The organism is Streptomyces sp. P1-3, assembly GCF_050613155.1.
Classification (GTDB): Bacteria; Actinomycetota; Actinomycetes; order Streptomycetales; family Streptomycetaceae; genus Streptomyces.
This window is the reverse complement of sequence record NZ_CP192512.1, coordinates 5,021,720-5,041,630: the sequence shown is the minus strand read 5'-3', so window position 1 is coordinate 5,041,630 and position 19,911 is coordinate 5,021,720. Positions and strand designations below refer to the sequence as shown.

The 19,911-nt window shown below is 74.8% G+C and carries 1 protein-coding gene and 1 pseudogene; both read right to left on the bottom strand.

The window, feature by feature from the left end:
* Positions 1–11,226, bottom strand: coding sequence for a type I polyketide synthase (locus tag ACQUSR_RS21775; RefSeq protein WP_431047765.1), 11,226 nt, complete (start codon positions 11,224–11,226; stop codon positions 1–3).
* 537 nt (positions 11,227–11,763) lie between these two features.
* Positions 11,764–19,794, bottom strand: a pseudogene (locus ACQUSR_RS21770) (type I polyketide synthase); the annotation flags it as partial.
* Positions 19,795–19,911: the final 117 nt, after the last annotated feature.

Sequence of the window (19,911 nt, the reverse complement as noted above, 5' to 3'; positions counted from 1 at the left end):
TCAGGACCTTCCGAATTCATTGCTGATGATGTCGAAGATGTCCTCGGCCGAGGCGGCTTCGAGGTCGCTTTCACCGTTGGCGCCCTCGGCTTCGGCGGCGCGCGCCTCGTCTTCGGCGGCTCGCCATTTCCGCATCAGCGCTTCGAGCCGGGCGGTGACCTTCGCGCGTTCCGCGGTCTCGGAGGGGACGTTCGAGAGGGCGAATTCCAGCTTGTCGATCTCGGCGAGCGCCGGGAGTTCCGGCGCCGTGTCCTCGCCCGTGAGGTCGGCCCGCAGATGGGCGGCGAGCGCGGCGGGCGTGGGGTGGTCGAAGACGAGGGTGGCGGGGAGCCGACTCCCGGTCACCGAGCCGAGCCGGTTGCGGAGTTCGACGGCGGTGAGGGAGTCGAAGCCCAGTTCCTTGAAGGCCCTGCCCGGCTCGACGTCCGCGGTGTCGTCGTGTCCGAGGACGGCGGCGACCTGCGTGGTGACGAGGTCGAGGAGGAGGCGTTCTGCCTCGTCGCCGGTCAGCCCCGCCAGCTGCTCCGCCACGGACGCCGCGGCGCCGTCGGTCCGCTCTTCGGGTTCGGCCGCCAGGGCACCGCGTACCTCGGGCAGGTCGGCGATGAGCGGGCGCGGGCGGGCGGCGGTGAAGGCGGGTGCGAAGCGCTCCCAGTCGACGTCGGCGACGGTCAGGGTCGTCTCGTCGCGGTCCAGGGCCTGCTGGAGGGCGGCGATCGCCTGCCGGGGTGCCATGACCGGCAGGCCGCGGCGGCGCAGTTGCCCGGCCGCCTCGTCGTCGGCGACGAGTCCGCCGTCCGCCCACGGGCCCCAGGCCACGGAGGTGGCGGTCAGGCCGCGGGCGCGGCGCTGCTCGGCGAGCGCGTCGAGGTGCGCGTTGGCCGCCGCGTACGCGCCCTGGCCGCCGCTGCCCCACACCCCCGCGATGGAGGAGAACAGCACGAAGGCGTCCAGCTCGGTGTCGCCGAGCAGGGCGTCCAGGTGCGCGGCGCCCGCGACCTTGGCGGCCACGATGTCGGCGACCTCGGCCGGTCCGGTCTCGGCGAGCGGGGCGAACTGCCCGGCGCCCGCGGTGTGGACGACGGCGGTGAGCGGGTGTCCGGTGGTCTCCGGGCCGATCCGGTCCAGCAGTGCGGCCACGGCGTCCCGGTCGGTGACGTCGCAGGCGGCGACGGTGACCTGGGCGCCGAGCGCGGTGAGTTCGGCCGTCAGCTCCGGCGCGCCGGGGGCCTGGGGGCCGCGGCGGCTGGCCAGGACCAGGTGCTGGGCGCCGCCCTCGGCCAGCCAGCGGGCGACGTGCGCGCCCAGGGCGCCGGTGCCGCCGGTGATCAGGACGGTGCCGCGCGGCGTCCACCGGTCGTCTCCGGCCGACGCGTGTGCGGGCTCGGCGTGGGCGATGCGGCGAGCCAGGACGCCCGCCGTACGGATCGCGAGCTGGTCCTCGGCAGCGTCGCCGGACCCACCGGACCCACCGGGTCCGCCCGGGCCACCGGGTCCGCCGAGGACGGTGGCCAGCCGGTCGGCGGCCCGCTCGTCGAGCGTGGCGGGCAGGTCGACCAACCCGCCCCAGCGTTCGGGGTGTTCCAGGGAGACGACCCGGCCGAGCCCCCACACCTGCGCCTGCGCGGCACTGCGCGGCCGCTCCGACGCGGCGGTGGACACCGCGCCCACCGTGACGCACCACAGCGGGGCGGCCACGTCCGCGTCGCCCAGGGCCTGTACGAGGACGCCGGTGAGCAGCGGCCCGGCGGGCACCGCGGGGTACTCGGGATGCGGCCGCTCGTCCAGGGCGAGGAAGGACAGCACACCGCGGAGGGGTCCACTCGCCGGACCACCGACGGGGCGGCCGTCGGCGCCACCCGCGAGGTGGCCCTCTGGGCCTCGCGCCGGACGGCCCTCGGCGCCGCGCGCGGAGCCATTCGCGACGACACCGGCGCGGGAGCCGTCAGTGCCCCCCGCGGCGACGGTCCGGACGTCCCCCGCGGCAGCGGTCCCGGTGGCCCCCGCGGCAGCCGCCCGCAGCCGGGCGGCGAGCGCGGCGCGGTCGAGGCCGTCCGCGGCCGGTTCGACCGGTCGGATGTCGGCGCCCCGTGCGGCCAGCGCGTCCAGGGTCCGGCGTACGCGGGTGTCCTCGGCGTACCCGGCCGGTACGACGGCCAGCCACGTGCCGGCGACCACCGCGGGCTCCGGCTCGTCCAGCGGCTTCCAGGTGACGCGGTAGCGCCAGCCGTCGACGGCGGACCGTTCGCGCTGCGTGCGCCGCCATGCGGCCAGGGCGGGCAGCAGGGCGCTGACCGGCTGGTCTCCGTCGATCGCCAGCGCGCCGGTGAACGCGGCCAGGTCGTCGCTCTCGACGGCCTCCCAGAACCGTGCGTCGACCGGGTCCTGGACGGTGGCCGCCGCCCCGTCCCGGGTCTGCCGCGCGGCGCCTTCGAGCCAGTAGCGGCGGCGCTGGAACGCGTACGTGGGCAGGTCCACGCGCCGCGCGCCGGTCCCCGCGTACAACGCCACCCAGTCCAGGGCGAGGCCCCGGGTGTGCAGCCGGGCCAGAGCCCCGGTCAGCGTCTCGGTCTCGGGCCGTCCGGCGCGCAGGACGGGTACGAAGGCGGCGCCCTCGCCGGTCACGCACTCCTGCGCCATCGCGGACAGCACTCCGTCCGGGCCCAACTCGACGTAGGTCGTGACTCCCTGGGCCTCCAGCGCGCGGATGCCGTCGAGGAAGCGCACGGCCTGGCGGACGTGGCGTACCCAGTAGTCGGCCTCGCACATCTCGTCGGTGACCGGCTGCCCGGTGACGGTGGAGACGAGCGGGATCCGCGGCTGGTGGTAGGTGAGGCTCTCGGCGACCTTGCGGAAGTCGCCCAGCATCGGGTCCATCCGCGGGGAGTGGAACGCGTGGCTGACGGTGAGCCGCCTGCTCTTGCGGCCCCGTAGCGTGAACGTGGCGGCGATGTCGAAGGCCGTGTCCTCGTCGCCCGCGATGACGACGGAGGCGGGCCCGTTGAGGGCGGCGATGCCGACGCGGTCGGTGAGCTTCGGCAGTACCTCGTCCTCGGTCGCCTGGATCGCGATCATCGCGCCGCCGGCGGGCAGTTCCCGCATGAGGCGGCCCCGGGCGGCGACCAGCGCGCAGGCGTCGGTCAGGGACAGCACCCCGGCGACGTGCGCGGCGGCCAGCTCGCCGATGGAGTGGCCCGCCAGCACGTCGGCCCGCAGCCCGGCGGCCTCGGCCAGCCGGTACAGCGCGACCTCGATCGCGAACAGCGCGGGCTGGGTGTACGCCGTCTGGTCGAGCGGCTCGGCGTCCTCGCCGAACAGCACCTCGTACAGCGGCCGGTCGAGGTGCCGGTCCAGTTCGGCCGCCACCGCGTCCAGCGCCTGGGCGAACACCGCGCTCGACTCGTACAGTTCACGGCCCATGCCGAGCCGCTGGCTGCCCTGCCCGGTGAACAGGAACGCCGTACGGCCCTCGGCGGGCGCGCCCTCGATCACGTGGGCCGCGGACTCTCCGCCCGCCAGGGCCGTCAGGCCCGCCAGCAGCCGGTCGCGGCCGGTGCCGACGACGACGGCGCGGCGCTCCAGCGCGGTACGGCTGGTGGCCAGCGAGTACGCCACGTCCAGCGGATTCAGGCCCGGTTCGGCGGCGAGCCGCTCGCGCAGCCGGTCGGCCTGGGCGCGCAGCGCGTCCTCGGTCTTGCCGGACAGCGGCCAGGCCAGGACGTCGGGCTGCACGAGGGGGAGCGCGGGCTCGGCGGCGTCCGGCTCGGGAGCGGGCTCCGGGGCCTGCTCCAGCACGGTGTGGGCGTTGGTGCCGCTGAAGCCGAACGCGGAGACACCGGCCCGGCGCGGACGGCCGGTCGCCGGCCACTCCCGCGCCTGGGTCAGCAGCTCGACGTCACCGGCCGACCAGTCGACGTGCGGCGTGGGCGTGTCGATGTGGAGCGACGGCGGCAGCACGCCGTGCCGCATGGCCAGCACCATCTTGATGACACCGGCGACACCGGCGGCGGCCTGCGTGTGGCCGATGTTCGACTTGATGGAACCGAGCAGCAGCGGCCGGTCCTCGGGCCGGTCCTGACCGTAGGTCGCCAGCAGCGCCTGGGCCTCGATCGGGTCGCCGAGACGAGTGCCGGTGCCGTGCGCCTCGACCGCGTCCACGTCCGTTGCCGACAGCCCCGCACCCGCGAGGGCCTGGCGGATCACGCGCTGCTGGGCCGGGCCGTTGGGAGCCGTCAGGCCGTTGCTCGCGCCGTCCTGGTTGATGGCGGAGCCGCGTACGAGGGCGAGCACCGGATGGCCGTTCCGGCGGGCGTCCGACAGCCGCTCCACCAGCAGCATGCCCACACCCTCACCCCAGCCCGTGCCGTCCGCCGCCTCGGCGAACGCCTTGCAGCGCCCGTCGGGAGCCAGCCCGCGCTGGCGGCTGAACTCGATGTACGCACCGGGGCCGGACATCACCGTCACGCCGCCCGCGAGCGCCAGCGTGCAGTCGCCCTGCCGCAGCGCCTGGATCGCCCAGTGCAGCGCGACCAGCGACGACGAGCACGCCGTGTCGACGGTGACCGCCGGACCCTCAAGACCGAAGGTGTACGCCAGGCGGCCGGAGACCACGCTCGCCGCGTTGCCCGTACCCAGATAGCCCTCGACGCCCTCGGGAAGGTCACGCAGCGCGGCGTCGTAGTCCTGTCCGTTGGTGCCGACGAAGACACCGGCGGAGGTGCCGCGCAGGGTGGCCGGGTCGATGCCGGCCCGCTCGATGGCCTCCCAGGAGGTCTCCAGCAGCAGCCGCTGCTGCGGATCCATGGCGAGGGCCTCGCGCGGCGAGATCCCGAAGAAGGCGGCGTCGAACTGGCCCGCGTCGTAGAGGAATCCGCCCTCGCGGGCGTAGAACGTGCCCTGCTTGTCCGGGTCCGGGTCGTACAGCGCGTCCAGGTCCCAGCCGCGGTCCGCCGGGAACTCCGCGATCGCGTCCCCGCCCGCGGTGAGCAGCTGCCACAGCTCCTCGGGGGTGCGGACGCCGCCGGGGAAGCGGCAGCTCATCGCGACGATCGCGATCGGGTCTTCGGACCCGTCCGACGGGGCGGTCGGGGCCGGGGCGGCGGAGCCGGAGGCGGCCGCCCGCTCGCCGAGGAGTTCGGTCCGCAGATAGCCCGCCAGCTCCGCCGCGGTCGGGTAGTCGAAGACCAGGGTCGCGGGCAGGGAGACGCCGCTGGCGGCGCCGAGCCGGTTGCGCAGTTCGACGGCGGTGAGGGAGTCGAAGCCCAGCTCCTTGAACGCCCGCTCGGCGCCCACCGCCGCGGAGCCGTCGTGTCCGAGGACGGCGGCCACATGGGTACGCACCAGATCCAGCAGAGCGCGGTCCTGCTCGGCGTCGGACAGCCCGGCCAGGCGCTCGGGCAGCGAGGAGCCGGGCGCGGCACCGGTCGTGTGTACGGTGCCGCTCTCCAGCGCCGCACGGGCCTCCGGGATGTCGGCGAGCAACCGACTCGGCCGTACGGCGGTGAAGTCGGTCGCGAACCGCTCCCAGTCGACGTCCGCGACCGTGACGGCCGTGTCGTCCAGGTCCAGCGCCCGCTGCAACGCGCCCAACGCGAGCCCGGCGTCCATCGGCGGCAGGCCGGCTCGCCGCATCCGCTCCTCAAGCACCTCGTCGGCGGCCATCCCGCCCTCGGCCCAGGGGCCCCAGGCGATCGACGTCGCCACGAGCCCGTCGGCACGGCGCCGCTCGGCGAGCGCGTCCAGGAACGCGTTCGCCGCCGCGTAGTTGGCCTGCCCGGCGGCACCGAGCGTGCCACTCGTCGAGGAGAACAGGACGAACGCGGACAGGTCGAGGCCCAGGTCGTGAGTCAGCGCGTCGAGATGCGCGGCAGCCTCGGCCTTCGCCCGCAGGACGGTGCCGAACCGCTCAGGCGTGAGCGCGTCCAGCACACCGTCGTCCAGCACACCGGCCGCGTGGAAGACCGCCGTCAACGGAGCATCGGCAGGAAGCCCGGCCAGCAGCTCGGACAGCGCCTCCCGATCAGCCACGTCACACCCCGCGACCGTCACCCGCGCACCCGACGCCGCCAACTCGTCCCGCAGCTCCACCGCACCCGGTGCGTCCAGACCACGACGACTGGTCAGAACGATGTGCTCGGCGCCGTTGTCGACCAGCCAACGCGCGACCTGCGCGCCCAACGCGCCCGTACCACCCGTCACCAGCACGGACCCGGAGCCAGGCCGCCAAGTGCGGCCACCGGCCGACGGCACGGAAGCCCGCGTCAGGCGGCTCCCGAAGACACCCGCCGAACGGACCGCCACCTGATCCTCACCGCTGCCACCCGCCAGCACACCGGCCAGCCGGGACAACGCGCGGTCGTCCACGATCTGGGGGAGGTCGACCAGACCACCCCACCGCTCGGGCAGTTCCAGTGCCGCGACCCGGCCCAGGCCCCACACCCGCGCCTGCGCCGGATCCACAGCCGCGTCCGAACGGCCCACCGACACCGCACCCCGCGTGGCCACCCACAACGGGGCATCCACACCGGCATCGCCCAGCGCCTGCGTCAGCGCCACCGTACGCGGCAGCCCGGCCTCGCCGTCCGCGGCGAGCAGTGAGAACACACCCGCCACCGCGCCACCAGCGACCGCGGTGCGCAGCAGCCCGGCCACGCCCGCACGGTCCTCCGCGCCGACCTCGACCCGCAGCACCTCGGCACCCCGCGCCGCCAGCACCCGCTCGGCACCGGCGTACCACTCCTCAACGGCCCCGCCGGCGGGCACGACGACCAGCCAGCGCCCGGACGGCGCCCCGGCGGAGCGATCGGTCAGCGGCTTCCACGTCACGTGGTAGCGCCAGCCGTCGACAGTGGAACGCTCGCGCTGCTGCCGCCGCCACGCCGACAGCGCCGGAAGCAGCGCCTCGGCGGCGTCCAGCGTCGCATCGCCGCCACCGTCCCCGTCGCCGAGTTCCAGCGTGGCCGCGAGCGAGGCGAGGTCCTGGCGCTCCACGGCCTCCCAGAACCGGGCGTCGACCGCGTCCGCCGCGATGGCGGGGGTGGTGCGCGCGGCGGTGGCCGGGGCTTCCAGCCAGTACCGCTGCCGCTGGAACGCGTACGTCGGCAACGCGACGCGGCGCGCGCCGGTCCCGGCGAAGTACCGCGCCCAGTCCACCCCTGCCCCGCGCACGTGCACGGCGGCCAGCGCGGCCGTCAGCGTCGCGGCCTCGGGGCGGCCCGCGCGCAGGGCGGGGACGAAGACGGCGTCGCCGTCGGCCAGGCACTCCTGACCCAGCGCGGAGAGCACGCCGTCCGGGCCCAGTTCCACGAACGTCCTGACGCCCTTGGCCGCCAGCGCCCGTACGCCGTCGACGAAGCGGACGGCTTCGCGGACGTGCCGCACCCAGAAGTCGGCGGAAGCGATCTCCTCGGCGGAGACCAGCTCACCCGTCAGACACGACACGATCGGGATCCGCGGCGCCTCATACGACAGCCCCTCGGCGACCGTACGGAACGCCTCCAACATGCCGTCCATACGCGGCGAATGGAACGCGTGGCTGACGCTGAGCCGCTTGGTCTTCCGGCCCTCTGCCTCGAACCGCGCCGCGATCTCCAGTGCCACGTCCTCGTCACCGGCGATGACCACGGAGGCCGGGCCGTTGAGAGCGGCGATGCTGACGCCCTCAGTGAGCAGCGGCAGCACCTCGTCCTCGGACGCCTGCACCGCGATCATCGCGCCACCGGCCGGGAGTTCCTGCATCAGGCGGCCGCGCGCCGCCACCAGCGCACACGCGTCTTCCAGTGACAGCACGCCCGCCACATGCGCGGCCGCCAGCTCGCCGATCGAGTGCCCGGACAGCACATCCGGCGTCAGGTCCCACTCCTCTACGAGCCGGAACAGCGCCACCTCAACCGCGAACAACGCGGGCTGCGTGTATCCCGTCCGCTCCAGCAGCCCGGCGTCCTCGCCGAACAGCACATCGCGCAACGGCCGTTCGAGATGCCGGTCCAGCTCCGCGCAGACCGCGTCCAGCGCCTCCGCGAACACCGGATACGCCTCGTACAGCTCACGGCCCATCCCCAGCCGCTGGCTGCCCTGCCCGGTGAACAGGAACGCCACCTTGCCGCCGGTCACCGAGCCCTGGACCAGGCCGGTCGCCGTCGGCGCACCGGCGGCGAGCGCCGCCAGGCCGCGCAGGAGGTCGTCCCGGTCCCGGCCCACCAGCACCGCGCGGTCGTCGAAGGCCGCGCGCCCGACGGCCAGGGAGTAGCCGACGTCGGTCAGGTCTGCGTCCGCTTCGGCGGTCAGGTGGTCGCGGAGTCGGCCGGCCTGGTCGCGCAGCGCGTCCTGGCCCACCGCCGACAGCGGCCAGGCCAGCACCGGGGGCCGCGCCGTCGCGGATCGCTCCGGCTCCGCCGCCTCGTCAGCCGGCGCCTGCTCGATGATGGTGTGCGCGTTGGTGCCGCTGATGCCGAACGAGGACACGCCGGCCCGGCGCGGACGGCCGGTCTCCGGCCACTCCCGCGCCTCCGTCAGCAGTGACACGGCGCCGTCCGACCAGTCGACGTTCGGCGACGGCGCGTCCACGTGCAGCGTCCGCGGCAGCACGCCGTGCCGCATCGCCATGACCATCTTGATGACGCCCGCGACACCGGCGGCGGCCTGCGTGTGCCCGATGTTCGACTTGATGGAGCCCAGCCACAGCGGCTGGCCCTCCGGACGCTCCTGGCCGTAGGTCGCCAGCAGCGCCTGCGCCTCGATCGGGTCGCCCAGCGTCGTCCCCGTGCCGTGCGCCTCGACCACGTCCACGTCGGACGCGGACAGCCCGCCACCGGCCAGCGCCTGCCGGATGACGCGCTGCTGGGCGGGTCCGTTGGGGGCCGTCAGGCCGTTGCTGGCGCCGTCCTGGTTGACGGCGGAGCCCCGGACGACCGCCAGCACGGGGTGCCCGTTGCGCCGCGCGTCGGAGAGCCGCTCCACGAGCAGCATGCCCGCGCCCTCGGACCAGCCGGTGCCGTCGGCCGCCGCCGCGAAGGACTTGCAGCGGCCGTCGGTGGACAGGCCCCGCTGGCGGCTGAAGTCGACGAACGTCTCGGGCGTGGCCATGACCGCCACACCGCCTGCCAGCGCCAGCGTGCACTCGCCGTTGCGCAGCGCCTGGATCGCCCAGTGCAGCGCGACCAGCGACGACGAGCACGCCGTGTCGACGGTGACCGCCGGACCCTCAAGTCCGAAGGTGTACGCGACCCGGCCGGAGGCGATGCTGCCCGCGTTGCCGGTGCCGATGTAGCCCTCGACCCCGTCCGGGATGTCGCCGAGGCCGGTGACGTAGTCGTGGTACATCACGCCCGCGAACACCCCGGTCCTGCTGCCGCGCAGCGTCGCCGGGTCGATGCCCGCCCGCTCGAACGCCTCCCACGACGTCTCCAGCAGCAACCGCTGCTGCGGATCCATCGCGAGGGCCTCACGCGGCGAGATGCCGAAGAACGCCGGGTCGAAGTCGGCGGCGTCGTACAGGAAGCCGCCTTCCCGCGTGTAGCTGGTGCCGAGGTGGTCGGGGTCCGGGTGGTACAGCGCGTCCAGGTCCCAGCCGCGGTCGGCGGGGAATCCGGAGATGCCGTCGCCGCCGGTGGCGACGAGCCGCCACAGCTCCTCGGGAGTACGGACCTCGCCCGGGAAGCGGCAGCTCATGCCGACGATCACGATGGGGTCGTCGTCGACGGCCACCGGGGCCACCGTCGGTACGGCGACGGCCGCCGCGGCCTCCTCGGCACCGACCAGTTCGTCGCGCAGGTGGGCGGCCAGGGCGGCGGGGCTCGGGTAGTCGAAGACGAGCGTGGCCGGCAGCCGCAGCCCGGTGACCGCCTTGAGGTCGTTGCGCAGCTCGACGGCCGTGAGCGAGTCGAAACCCAGCTCCTTGAAGGCCCGGCCCGCCTCGACGGCCTCGGCCCCGGCGTAGCCGAGGACCGCCGCGACCCGCCCGCACACCAACTCCAGCAGCGCGCTGTCCCGTTCGGCCGGGGCGAGGGCAGCGAGCCGCTGGGCGAGCGAGGAGCCGTCAGCGGCACCCGGCGCGGTGGCCGCCCGCCGGACGGGGGCGCGGACCAGGCCGCGCAGCAGCGCGGGTACGGTGCCGGTCGCCGCGGCCTCGGCGCGCAGCCCGGCGTAGTCCAGCCGCATCGGGAACAGGACGGCGTCGCCGTGGGCGGCGTCCCCGGAGCCGGCGGTGCCCCCGGCATACGCGGCGTCGAAGAGCGCCAGCCCCTCCTCGGACGCCATCGGCGCGACACCGCCGCGCGAGATGCGCCGCAGATCGACGTCGTCCAGATGGCCGGTCATGCCGCTGGCCTCGGCCCACAGGCCCCACGCCAGCGCGGTCGCCGGAAGCCCCTGGGCGGACCGCCGCTGGGCGAGGGCCTCGAGGAAGGCGTTGGCGGCCGCGTAGCTGGCCTGGCCCGGCGCGCCGAACGCGGCGGCGGCGCCGGAGAACAGGACGAACGCAGACAGGTCGCTGTCCTGGGTGAGGTCGTGGAGGTTCAGCGCGGCGTCCACCTTGGGGCGCAGGACGTGCACCACCCGCTCCGGGGTCAGCGACCCGATCACGCCGTCGTCCAGCACACCGGCGGTGTGCACCACGGCGGTCAAGGGGTGCGCGGCCGGGACGTCGGCGAGGACGTCGGCGAGCGCCGCCCGGTCGGACACGTCGCAGGCGGCCCAGGTCACGCTCGCGCCCGCCTCGGCGAGTTCGGCCCCGAGCTCCCGGGCGCCGTCGGCGTCGGCGCCCCGGCGGCTGACCAGCAGCAGGTGCCGGGCGCCGTAGGCGGAGACCAGGTGGCGGACGAAGAGCCGTCCGAGGGTTCCGGTGGCGCCGGTGACCAGCACCGTGCCGCACGGGTCGAGCGGCGGCACGGCGGCACGGCCGCCCCCGGCGCGGCGGCCGGTGTTGGTGCCGGTGCCGGTGGCGGTGGTGGTGTCCGTATGGGCGTCCGTGCCGGTGCCCTTGTCCGTGCCGGTGTGGGCGACGGGCACCCGTACCAGCCGTGGCGCGAGCACCGTGCCGTCGCGCAGCGCCAGTTCCGGCTCTCCCCCGGCGCGACCGCTGGTCGCCGCCCCCAGGGCGAGCGCGGCGGGCACCGCCCCGTACGCCGGCCGCTCGGCTTCCAGGTCGAGCAGCAGCAGCCGCCCGGGATTCTCCGACTGCGCGGAACGGAACAGGCCGCGGGCGGCGGCCTGCGGCAGGTCCGCCACGCCCGCCCCGGGCGCCGTCTCCACCGCGCCCCGCGTCACCAGCACCAGGCGCGACTCGGAGAAGCGCTCGTCGGCCAGCCAGGACTGGAGCAGGTCCAGCGTGCGCAGCGTGGCGGCGTGCACCTCGGTGGCAGTCGCGGTGGCGTGCACCTCGGTGGCGGTGGCGGCTTCGCCGCCCGTGACGTCACCCGGGCTGTCCGCGCCGCTCGTGGCGTCGATGAGCACGGTGTGCGGTACGGGAGCGCCCGCGTCGACCGCCGTACGCAGCACCGTCAGGTCGCGGTACGCGTCGATCCGGACGCCCGGCCCGAACGCCGCCGCGAACGCGGCCTCGTACGCGGACAGTTCCGCGGCCCCGGCGCCCAGCACCGCCCAGTTCCCCGAGGCGGCGGCCGGGCCCGAGCCGGTGGCGGGCACCGGCACGGCCGTCCAGTCCAGCCGGAACAGGGACTCATGGAGCCCGCCGCGCGCGGCCCGCACCTGGTCGGCGGAGGCCTGGCGCAGCGCCACGGAGTCCACCGTGGCGACCGCCCGGCCGGTGCCGTCGGCGACGAGCAGCGCTACGGCGTGCTCCCCCTGTTCGGTCAGCCGGACCCGCAGTGTGGCCGCGCCGGCCGCCAGCAGCCGTACCCCGTGCCACGCGAACGGCAGCAACGCGCCTTCGGCGAGGGCGGCCGCACGGTCGGGGCTATCCAGCCCGATGACGTGCAGACAGGCGTCCAGCAGGGCGGGGTGCAGCCCGAACCGGGCCGCGTCCGCGCCCACCGCGTCCGCCTGGGCGTGTTCGGGGAGGGCGACCTCCGCGTACAAGTCGTCGCCGAGCCGCCACGCGTCCTTCAGGCCCTGGAACACCGGGCCGTAGCCGAGGCCCGTCCCGGCCAGCTCGGCGTAAAGCCCGTCGACCGGTATCCGCGTGGCGCCCTGCGGCGGCCATACGGCGAGGTCGCCGGGCCCGCCGCCGTCCGTGGCCGCGGCGGCGGCGAGCACACCGGTGGCGTGCCGGGTCCACGGCTCCATCCCCAGTGTGTCCTGCCTGCGCGAATGGAGGCTGAATGTACGGCGGCCGGACTGGTCGGGCCCGTCCACGACCAGCTGGACCTGTACCCCGGTCCGCTCCGGCAGCACCAGCGGCGCCTCCAGCGTCAGCTCGTCCAGCAGTTCGCAGCCGACCTGGGCTCCGGCGTGCAGCGCGAGTTCGACGTAGGCCGTGCCGGGCAGCAGCACGGTGTCCATGACCGCGTGGTCGGCGAGCCACGGGTGCGTACGGGTCGCGAGCAGCCCGGTGAACAGGAAGCCGTCGGCGTCCGCGAGGGGCACCGCGGCGCCCAGCAGCGGGTGGTCCGCGCCGCCCAGACCGACCGAGGCGGGGTCGCCCGCGGCCAGTGCGGCGGCGCCGGGCCAGTACCTCCGGCGCTGGAAGGCGTAGGTGGGCAGCCCGGTCAGGTCGACGCGGCCCGCACCGGTGCCCGCGTAGTACGCCGTCCAGTCCGGGGACAGCCCGCGGACGTGCAGCCGGGCGAGGGCGCCGGTCAGGGTCTCGGCCTCCGGCCTGCCCTTGCGCAGCGCCGGGGCGAACGCGGCGTCCCCGCCCGCACAGTCCTGCGCGGCGGCGGTGAGCACGCCGTCGGGGCCGAGTTCGAGGTAGGTGGTGACGCCGTGGGCCTCGAGGGTCCGTACGCCGTCGAGGAAGCGGACGGCCTCGCGGACGTGCCGCACCCAGAAGTCGGGCGTCGTGATCTCGTCGGCGGAGAGCACATCACCGGTCAGGTTCGACACGATCGGGATGCGCGGGGCCTCGTACGTCAGGCCCTCCGCGACCTGGCGGAAGGCCGCGAGCATCGGGTCCATGTGCGGCGAGTGGAACGCGTGGCTGACCGTGAGGCGCTTGGTCTTCCGCCCCTCGGCCTCGAACCGCGCCGCGATCTCCAGCGCCGCGTCCTCATCACCGGCGATCACGACCGACGTCGGACCGTTGACGGCGGCGATGCCCACCCGGTCGGTGACCAGCGGCAGCACTTCGTCCTCGGCGGCCTGGAGCGCGATCATCGCGCCACCGGCGGGCAGTTCCTGCATCAGACGGCCACGGGCGGCCACGAGGGCGCAGGCGTCTTCGAGGGACAGCACCCCGGCGACGTGCGCGGCGGCCAGCTCGCCGATCGAGTGCCCGGACAGGAAGTCCGGCGTCACGCCCCAGGCTTCCACCAGGCGGAACAGCGCCACCTCGACCGCGAACAGCGCGGGCTGGGTGTACGCCGTGCGGTCCAGCAGCGTGGCGTCCTCGCCGAACAGCACGTCCGTGAGGGGCAGGTCCAGCAGGCGGTCGAAGTACGCGCACGCCGCGTCCAGCGCGTCGGCGAACACCGGGTACGTCTCGTACAGTTCGCGGCCCATGCCGAGCCGCTGGCTGCCCTGGCCGGTGAAGAGGAACGCCAGCTTGCCGTCGGTGACCGTGCCCTCGGTCAGCCCCGCCGTCGCCTCCCCGGCCGCCAGCGCCGCCAGCGCCCGCAGCAGGTCGTCCCGGCTCTCCGCGTTCAGCACCGCGCGCCGCTCCAGGGCCGCCCGGCCGGCGGCGAGGGAGTGCGCGAGGTCCAGCGGGTCCAGCTCCGGCCGCGCCTCGACGTACGCGTGCAGCCGCGCGGCCTGCTCCGCCAGCGCCTCGGCGGACTTGGCGGACAGGAGGTACGGCAGGGCGGTGGGAGCCCGGTGGGCGGCGGTCGGCGTCGCCGCCGGGGCCTCGGCAGCGGGGGCCTGCTCGATGATGGTGTGGGCGTTGGTGCCGCTGATGCCGAAGGCCGACACGGCGGCCCGGCGCGGGCGGCCGGTCTGCGGCCACTCCCGCGCCTGGGTCAGCAGTTCGATGTCACCGGCCGACCAGTCGACGTGCGGGGTCGGCTCGTCGACGTGCAGCGTCTGCGGCAGCACGCCGTGCTCCAGCGCCAGCACCATCTTCATCACACCGGCGACACCGGCGGCGGCCTGGGTGTGGCCGATGTTGGACTTGATGGAGCCGAGCAGCAGCGGCCGGTCCGCCGGGCGGCCCTGGCCGTAGGTCGCCAGCAGGGCCTGGGCCTCGATCGGGTCGCCCAGCTTGGTGCCGGTGCCGTGCGCCTCGACCGCGTCCACGTCCGTGGCCGCGAGTCCGGCGCCCGCGAGCGCCTGGCGGATGACGCGCTGCTGGGACGGCCCGTTGGGGGCGGTCAGCCCATTGCTCGCGCCGTCCTGGTTGATAGCGGAGCCGCGTATCAGGGCGAGCACCGGGTGGCCATTGCGCCGGGCGTCGGACAGCCGCTCCACGAGCAGCATGCCCACGCCCTCACCCCAACCGGTGCCGTCGGCGGCGGCGGCGAACGCCTTGATGCGGCCGTCGGCGGCCAGCCCGCGCTGACGGCTGAAGTCGATGAAGTTCTCGGGGGTGGACATGACCGTGACGCCGCCGGCGAGAGCCAACGTGCACTCGCCGTTCCGCAGTGCCTGCACCGCCATGTGCAGAGCCACCAGCGACGACGAGCACGCGGTGTCGACGGTGACCGCCGGCCCCTCAAGCCCGAACGTGTACGAGACGCGACCCGAGACGACACTGGCGGCATTGCCCGTACCCAGGTGGCCTTCCAGCCCGTCAGGCGCCTTCATCATCAGGGAGAGGTAGTCCTGGCCGTTGGTGCCGACGAACACCCCGGCCTGGCTGCCGCGCAGCGTGGTCGGGTCGATGCCCGCCCGCTCGAACGCCTCCCACGAGGTCTCCAGCAGCAGCCGCTGCTGCGGATCCATCGCCAGCGCCTCGCGCGGGGAGATCCCGAAGAACGCCGCGTCGAAGTCGGCGACGTCGTACAGGAACCCGCCCTCACGGGTGTACGAGGTGCCCTGCCGGTCCGGGTCCGGGTCGTACAGCGCCCCAAGGTCCCAGCCGCGATCGGACGGGAACTCCGCGATCGCGTCCCCACCGGCCGTCAGAAGCTGCCACAGCTCCTCCGGCGAACTCACCCCGCCCGGGAAACGGCAGCTCATCGCCACGATCGCCACCGGATCCCCATCCACAGCGGCCAGCGACGCCACCGGACCGGCGACTTCCGCGTCCGCGCCCAGCAGCTCACCGCGCAGGTGCTCCGCGAGCGCCGAGGCCGTCGGATAGTCGTAGACAAGCGTGGCGGCCAACCGCAGCCCACTCGCCGCACCCAGCCGGTTCCGCAGCTCGACAGCGGTCAGGGAGTCGAAGCCCAGCTCCTTGAACGCCCGCCCGGCCTCGACCGCGTCGGCACCACTGTGCCCCAGCACCGCCGCCACCTGCGTACGCACCAGGTCGAGCAGGGTACGACGGCGCTCGGCCTCGCTCAGCCCGGTCAGCCGCTCGGCAAGGGTCCCGGTGCCGGGCGCCACGGCAGTGCGGGGCGAAACGTCGGCTCCGGTGGCCGCCGACGCCCGCCGGGACGCCGCCAGTTCAGCGAGGAGTGCGCTCGGCCGCACCGCCGTGAACTCCGGCAGGAAGCGGTCCCAGTCGATGTCGGCGACGGTCAGCGCGGTCTCGTCCAGATCGAGCGCCTGCTGGAGCGCGCGGATCGCCAGCTCGGGCGCCATGGGCGGCACACCGTCACGGCGCATCCGCTGCTCCAGCGCCTCGTCGGCGGCCATCCCCGTACCGGCCCACGGGCCCCACGCGATCGACGTCGCCGGAAGCCCCTCCGCCCGCCTCCGCTCAGCCAACGCGTCCAAAAACGCGTTGCCCGCCGCGTAGTTGCCCTGCCCGGCCGCGCCCACCGAACCGGCGAAGGAGGAGAAGAGGACGAACGCGGACAGGTCGAGGTCGCGGGTCAGCTCGTGCAGGTTCTGCGCGGACGCGGCCTTCGCCCGCAGCACCCGCTCCACCCGCTCGGCATCCAACGCGTCCAGGACACCATCGTCCAGCACACCCGCCGCGTGCACCACGGCCGTCAACGGGAACTCCACCGGGAGCTCAGCCAACAACCCGGCCAAAGCCGCCCGATCGGCGACATCACACGCCGCCACGGTGACCTGCGCGCCCGTCGCGGCGAGTTCATCGCGCAGCTCCGCCGCGCCCGGCGCGTCCAGACCACGACGGCTGGTCAGCACGACATGCTCGGCACCGCTGCCGATCAGCCAACGGGCCACATGCGCACCCAGCGCACCCGTACCACCCGTGACCAGCACAGTCCCGGAGCCGGGCCGCCAGCCACGACCACTCGTGGACGGCGCCGAAGCCCGCGTCAGACGACGCCCGAAGACACCGGAGGACCGGACCGCCACCTGGTCCTCGCCACCGCCGCCCGCCAGCACACCGGCCAGCCGCGCCAGACCCCGCTCATCCACGGCCTCGGGAAGGTCGACCAGGCCACCCCACCGCTCCGGCAGTTCGAGTGCCGCGACCCGTCCCAAGCCCCATACCTGCGCCTGAACGGGGCTCACGGACGCGTCCGAGCGCCCGACCGAGACCGCGCCCCGCGTGGCCGCCCACAACGGAGCAGCCACCCCGGCGTCACCCAGCGCCTGCACCAGCGTGGCCGTGCGCAGCAGCCCGGCGGCGCCGTCGGCGTCCTCGACGGCGAGCAGCGAGAAGACACCCGCCACCGGGCCATCGGCGGCCGCGGTACGCAGCAGCTCGGCGACACCGGCCCGGTCCCCGGTGCCGATCTCGACCCGCAGGACCTCGGCACCCCGCGCCGACAGCGCCCGGACCGCCCCGGCCGCCCACTCCTCGGCCGCGCCGCTGGCGGGCACGGCGACGATCCAGGCCCCGGACGGCACGCCTTCGCCGGACCGGTCCGCGGCCACCGGCCGCCACATCACGCGGTAGCGCCAGCCGTCCACCGTCGAACGCTCCGCCTGCTGCCGCCGCCACGACGACAACGCGGGCAGCGCGTCACCCAGCGACAACCCCGGATCCACCGCCAACTCCGCCGCGAGCGCATCCAGATCGCCACGCTCCACGGCCTCCCAGAACCGCTCGTCGACAACGCCGTGCGACGCGGTCTCCGGCGCCGGGGCCGCCTCCAGCCAGAACCGCTCGCGCTGGAACGCGTACGTCGGCAGGGCGGCCCGGCGCGCACCGGTGCCCGCGAAGTACGCCCGCCAGTCCGGCGCCTGGCCCCGGACATGGAGCCGGGCGACGGCATCGGCCAGCGACACGGCCTCGGGGCGATCCTTGCGCAGTACGGGGGCGAAGGCGGCGCCCTCGCCGGTCACGCACTCCTGCGCCATCGCGGAGAGCACACCGTCGGGGCCGAGTTCGACATACGTGGTGACGCCGTGGGCTTCGAGCGTCCGTATGCCGTCGAGGAAGCGCACCGTCTCACGGACGTGCCGCACCCAGAAGCCAGCAGAAGCGATCTCCTCGGCGGAGACCAGCTCACCCGTCAGACACGACACGATCGGGATGCGCGGCGCCTCGTAGGTCAGCCCCTCGGCGACCGTACGGAACGCGTCCAACATGCCGTCCATACGAGGCGAATGGAACGCGTGGCTGACGGCGAGCCACTTGGTCTTCCGACCCTCCGCCTCGAACCGCGCCGCGACCTCCGACGCCGCGTCCTCGTCACCCGCGACGACGACCGACATCGGACCGTTGACGGCTGCGATGCTCACCCGGTCGGAGACCAGCGGCAGCACTTCGTCCTCGGCGGCCTGGATCGCGATCATCGCGCCACCGGCGGGGAGTTCCTGCATCAGACGGCCACGGGCGGCTACGAGGGCGCAGGCATCTTCGAGGGAGAGCACACCGGCGACGTGCGCGGCGGCCAGCTCGCCGATCGAGTGCCCGGACAGGAAGTCAGGTGTCAGACCCCACGCCTCGACCAGGCGGAACAGCGCCACCTCGACCGCGAACAACGCGGGCTGGGTGTACCCCGTCTGGTCCAGCAGCCCGGCATCCTGGCCGAACAACACCTCCCGCAGCGGACGTTCCAGGTGCGCGTCCAGATGCGCGCAGACCGCGTCCAGCGCGTCCGCGAACGCCGGATGCGCCTCGTACAGCTCGCGGCCCATGCCCAGCCGCTGGCTGCCCTGCCCCGTGAACAGGAACGCCACCTTGCCTTCGGTGACCGTTCCCACGGTCAGCCCGGCGGCGCTGCGGTCGGCGGCGAGTGCTTCCAGGCCGTCGACGAGTCCCGTGCGGTCGGCGGCGACGAGCGCGGCGCGGTCGTCCAGCGGGGCGCGGCCGGTGGCGAGCGCGTACGCGACATCGGTCCCGCTCAGCTCGGGGTGCGCGCGCAGGTGCGCGGCGAGGCGCGCGGCCTGGGCGCGCAGCGCCGCCCCGCCCTGGGCGGAGAGGACGTACGGCAGGGCGGTGGGAGCCTGGTGGGTACCGTTCGGCGTCGCCTCCGTGGCTCCGGCGGCGGGTGCCTGCTCGATGATGGTGTGCGCGTTGGTGCCGCTGAGTCCGAACGAGGACACACCGGCCCGGCGCGGACGACCGGTCTCCGGCCATTCCCGCGCCTCCGTCAGCAGCGCGACCTCGCCCGCCGACCAGTCCACATGGGGCGTCGGCTCGTCGACGTGCAGCGTCTGCGGCAGCACGCCGTGCTCCAGCGCCAGCACCATCTTGATGACGCCCGCGACACCTGCGGCGGCCTGGGTGTGGCCGATGTTGGACTTGACCGAACCGAGCAGCAGCGGCCGGTCCGCCGGGCGGCCCTGGCCGTAGGTCGCCAGCAGGGCCTGCGCCTCGATCGGGTCGCCCAGCTTGGTGCCGGTGCCGTGCGCCTCGACCGCGTCCACGTCCGTGGCCGCGAGTCCGGCGCCCGCGAGCGCCTGGCGGATGACGCGCTGCTGGGACGGCCCGTTGGGGGCGGTCAGCCCGTTGCTCGCGCCGTCCTGGTTGAGCGCGCTGCCGCGTACGAGGGCGAGCACCGGATGCCCGTTGCGTCGCGCGTCCGACAGCCGCTCCACGAGCAGCATGCCCACGCCCTCACCCCAGCCGGTGCCGTCCGCGCCCGCCGCGAACGCCTTGACCCGGCCGTCGGCGGCCAGCCCGCGCTGGCGGCTGAAGTCCACGAACGGCTCCGGCGTGGACATGACCGTGACGCCGCCGGCGAGAGCCAACGTGCACTCGCCGTTCCGCAGTGCCTGCACCGCCATGTGCAGAGCCACCAGCGACGACGAGCACGCGGTGTCGACGGTGACCGCCGGCCCCTCAAGCCCGAACGTGTACGAGACGCGACCCGAGACGACACTGGCCGCGTTGCCCGTACCCAGGTGGCCCTCAAGGCCCTCGGGCGGGGTGGCGACCAGCGCGGCGTAGTCCTGGCCGTTCGTCCCCGCGAAGACGCCGGTCTTGCTGCCGCGCAGCGTGGTCGGGTCGATGCCCGCCCGCTCGAACGCCTCCCAGGAGGTCTCCAGCAGCAACCGCTGCTGCGGATCCATCGCCAGCGCCTCGCGCGGGGAGATCCCGAAGAACCCCGCGTCGAAGTCCGCAACGTCGTACAGGAACCCGCCCTCACGCGTGTACGACGTGCCCTGCCGACCCGGATCCGGGTCGTACAACGCCCCCAGATCCCAACCGCGATCGGACGGGAACTCCGCGACGGCGTCCCCACCGGCCGTCAGCAACCGCCACAGCTCCTCGGGCGAACGCACCCCACCCGGGAAACGGCAGCTCATCGCCACGATCGCGACCGGATCCTCATCCACAGCGGCCGTGGTCTCGGAGTCCGCCTCGATGCTCCGTGAGCCGAGGAG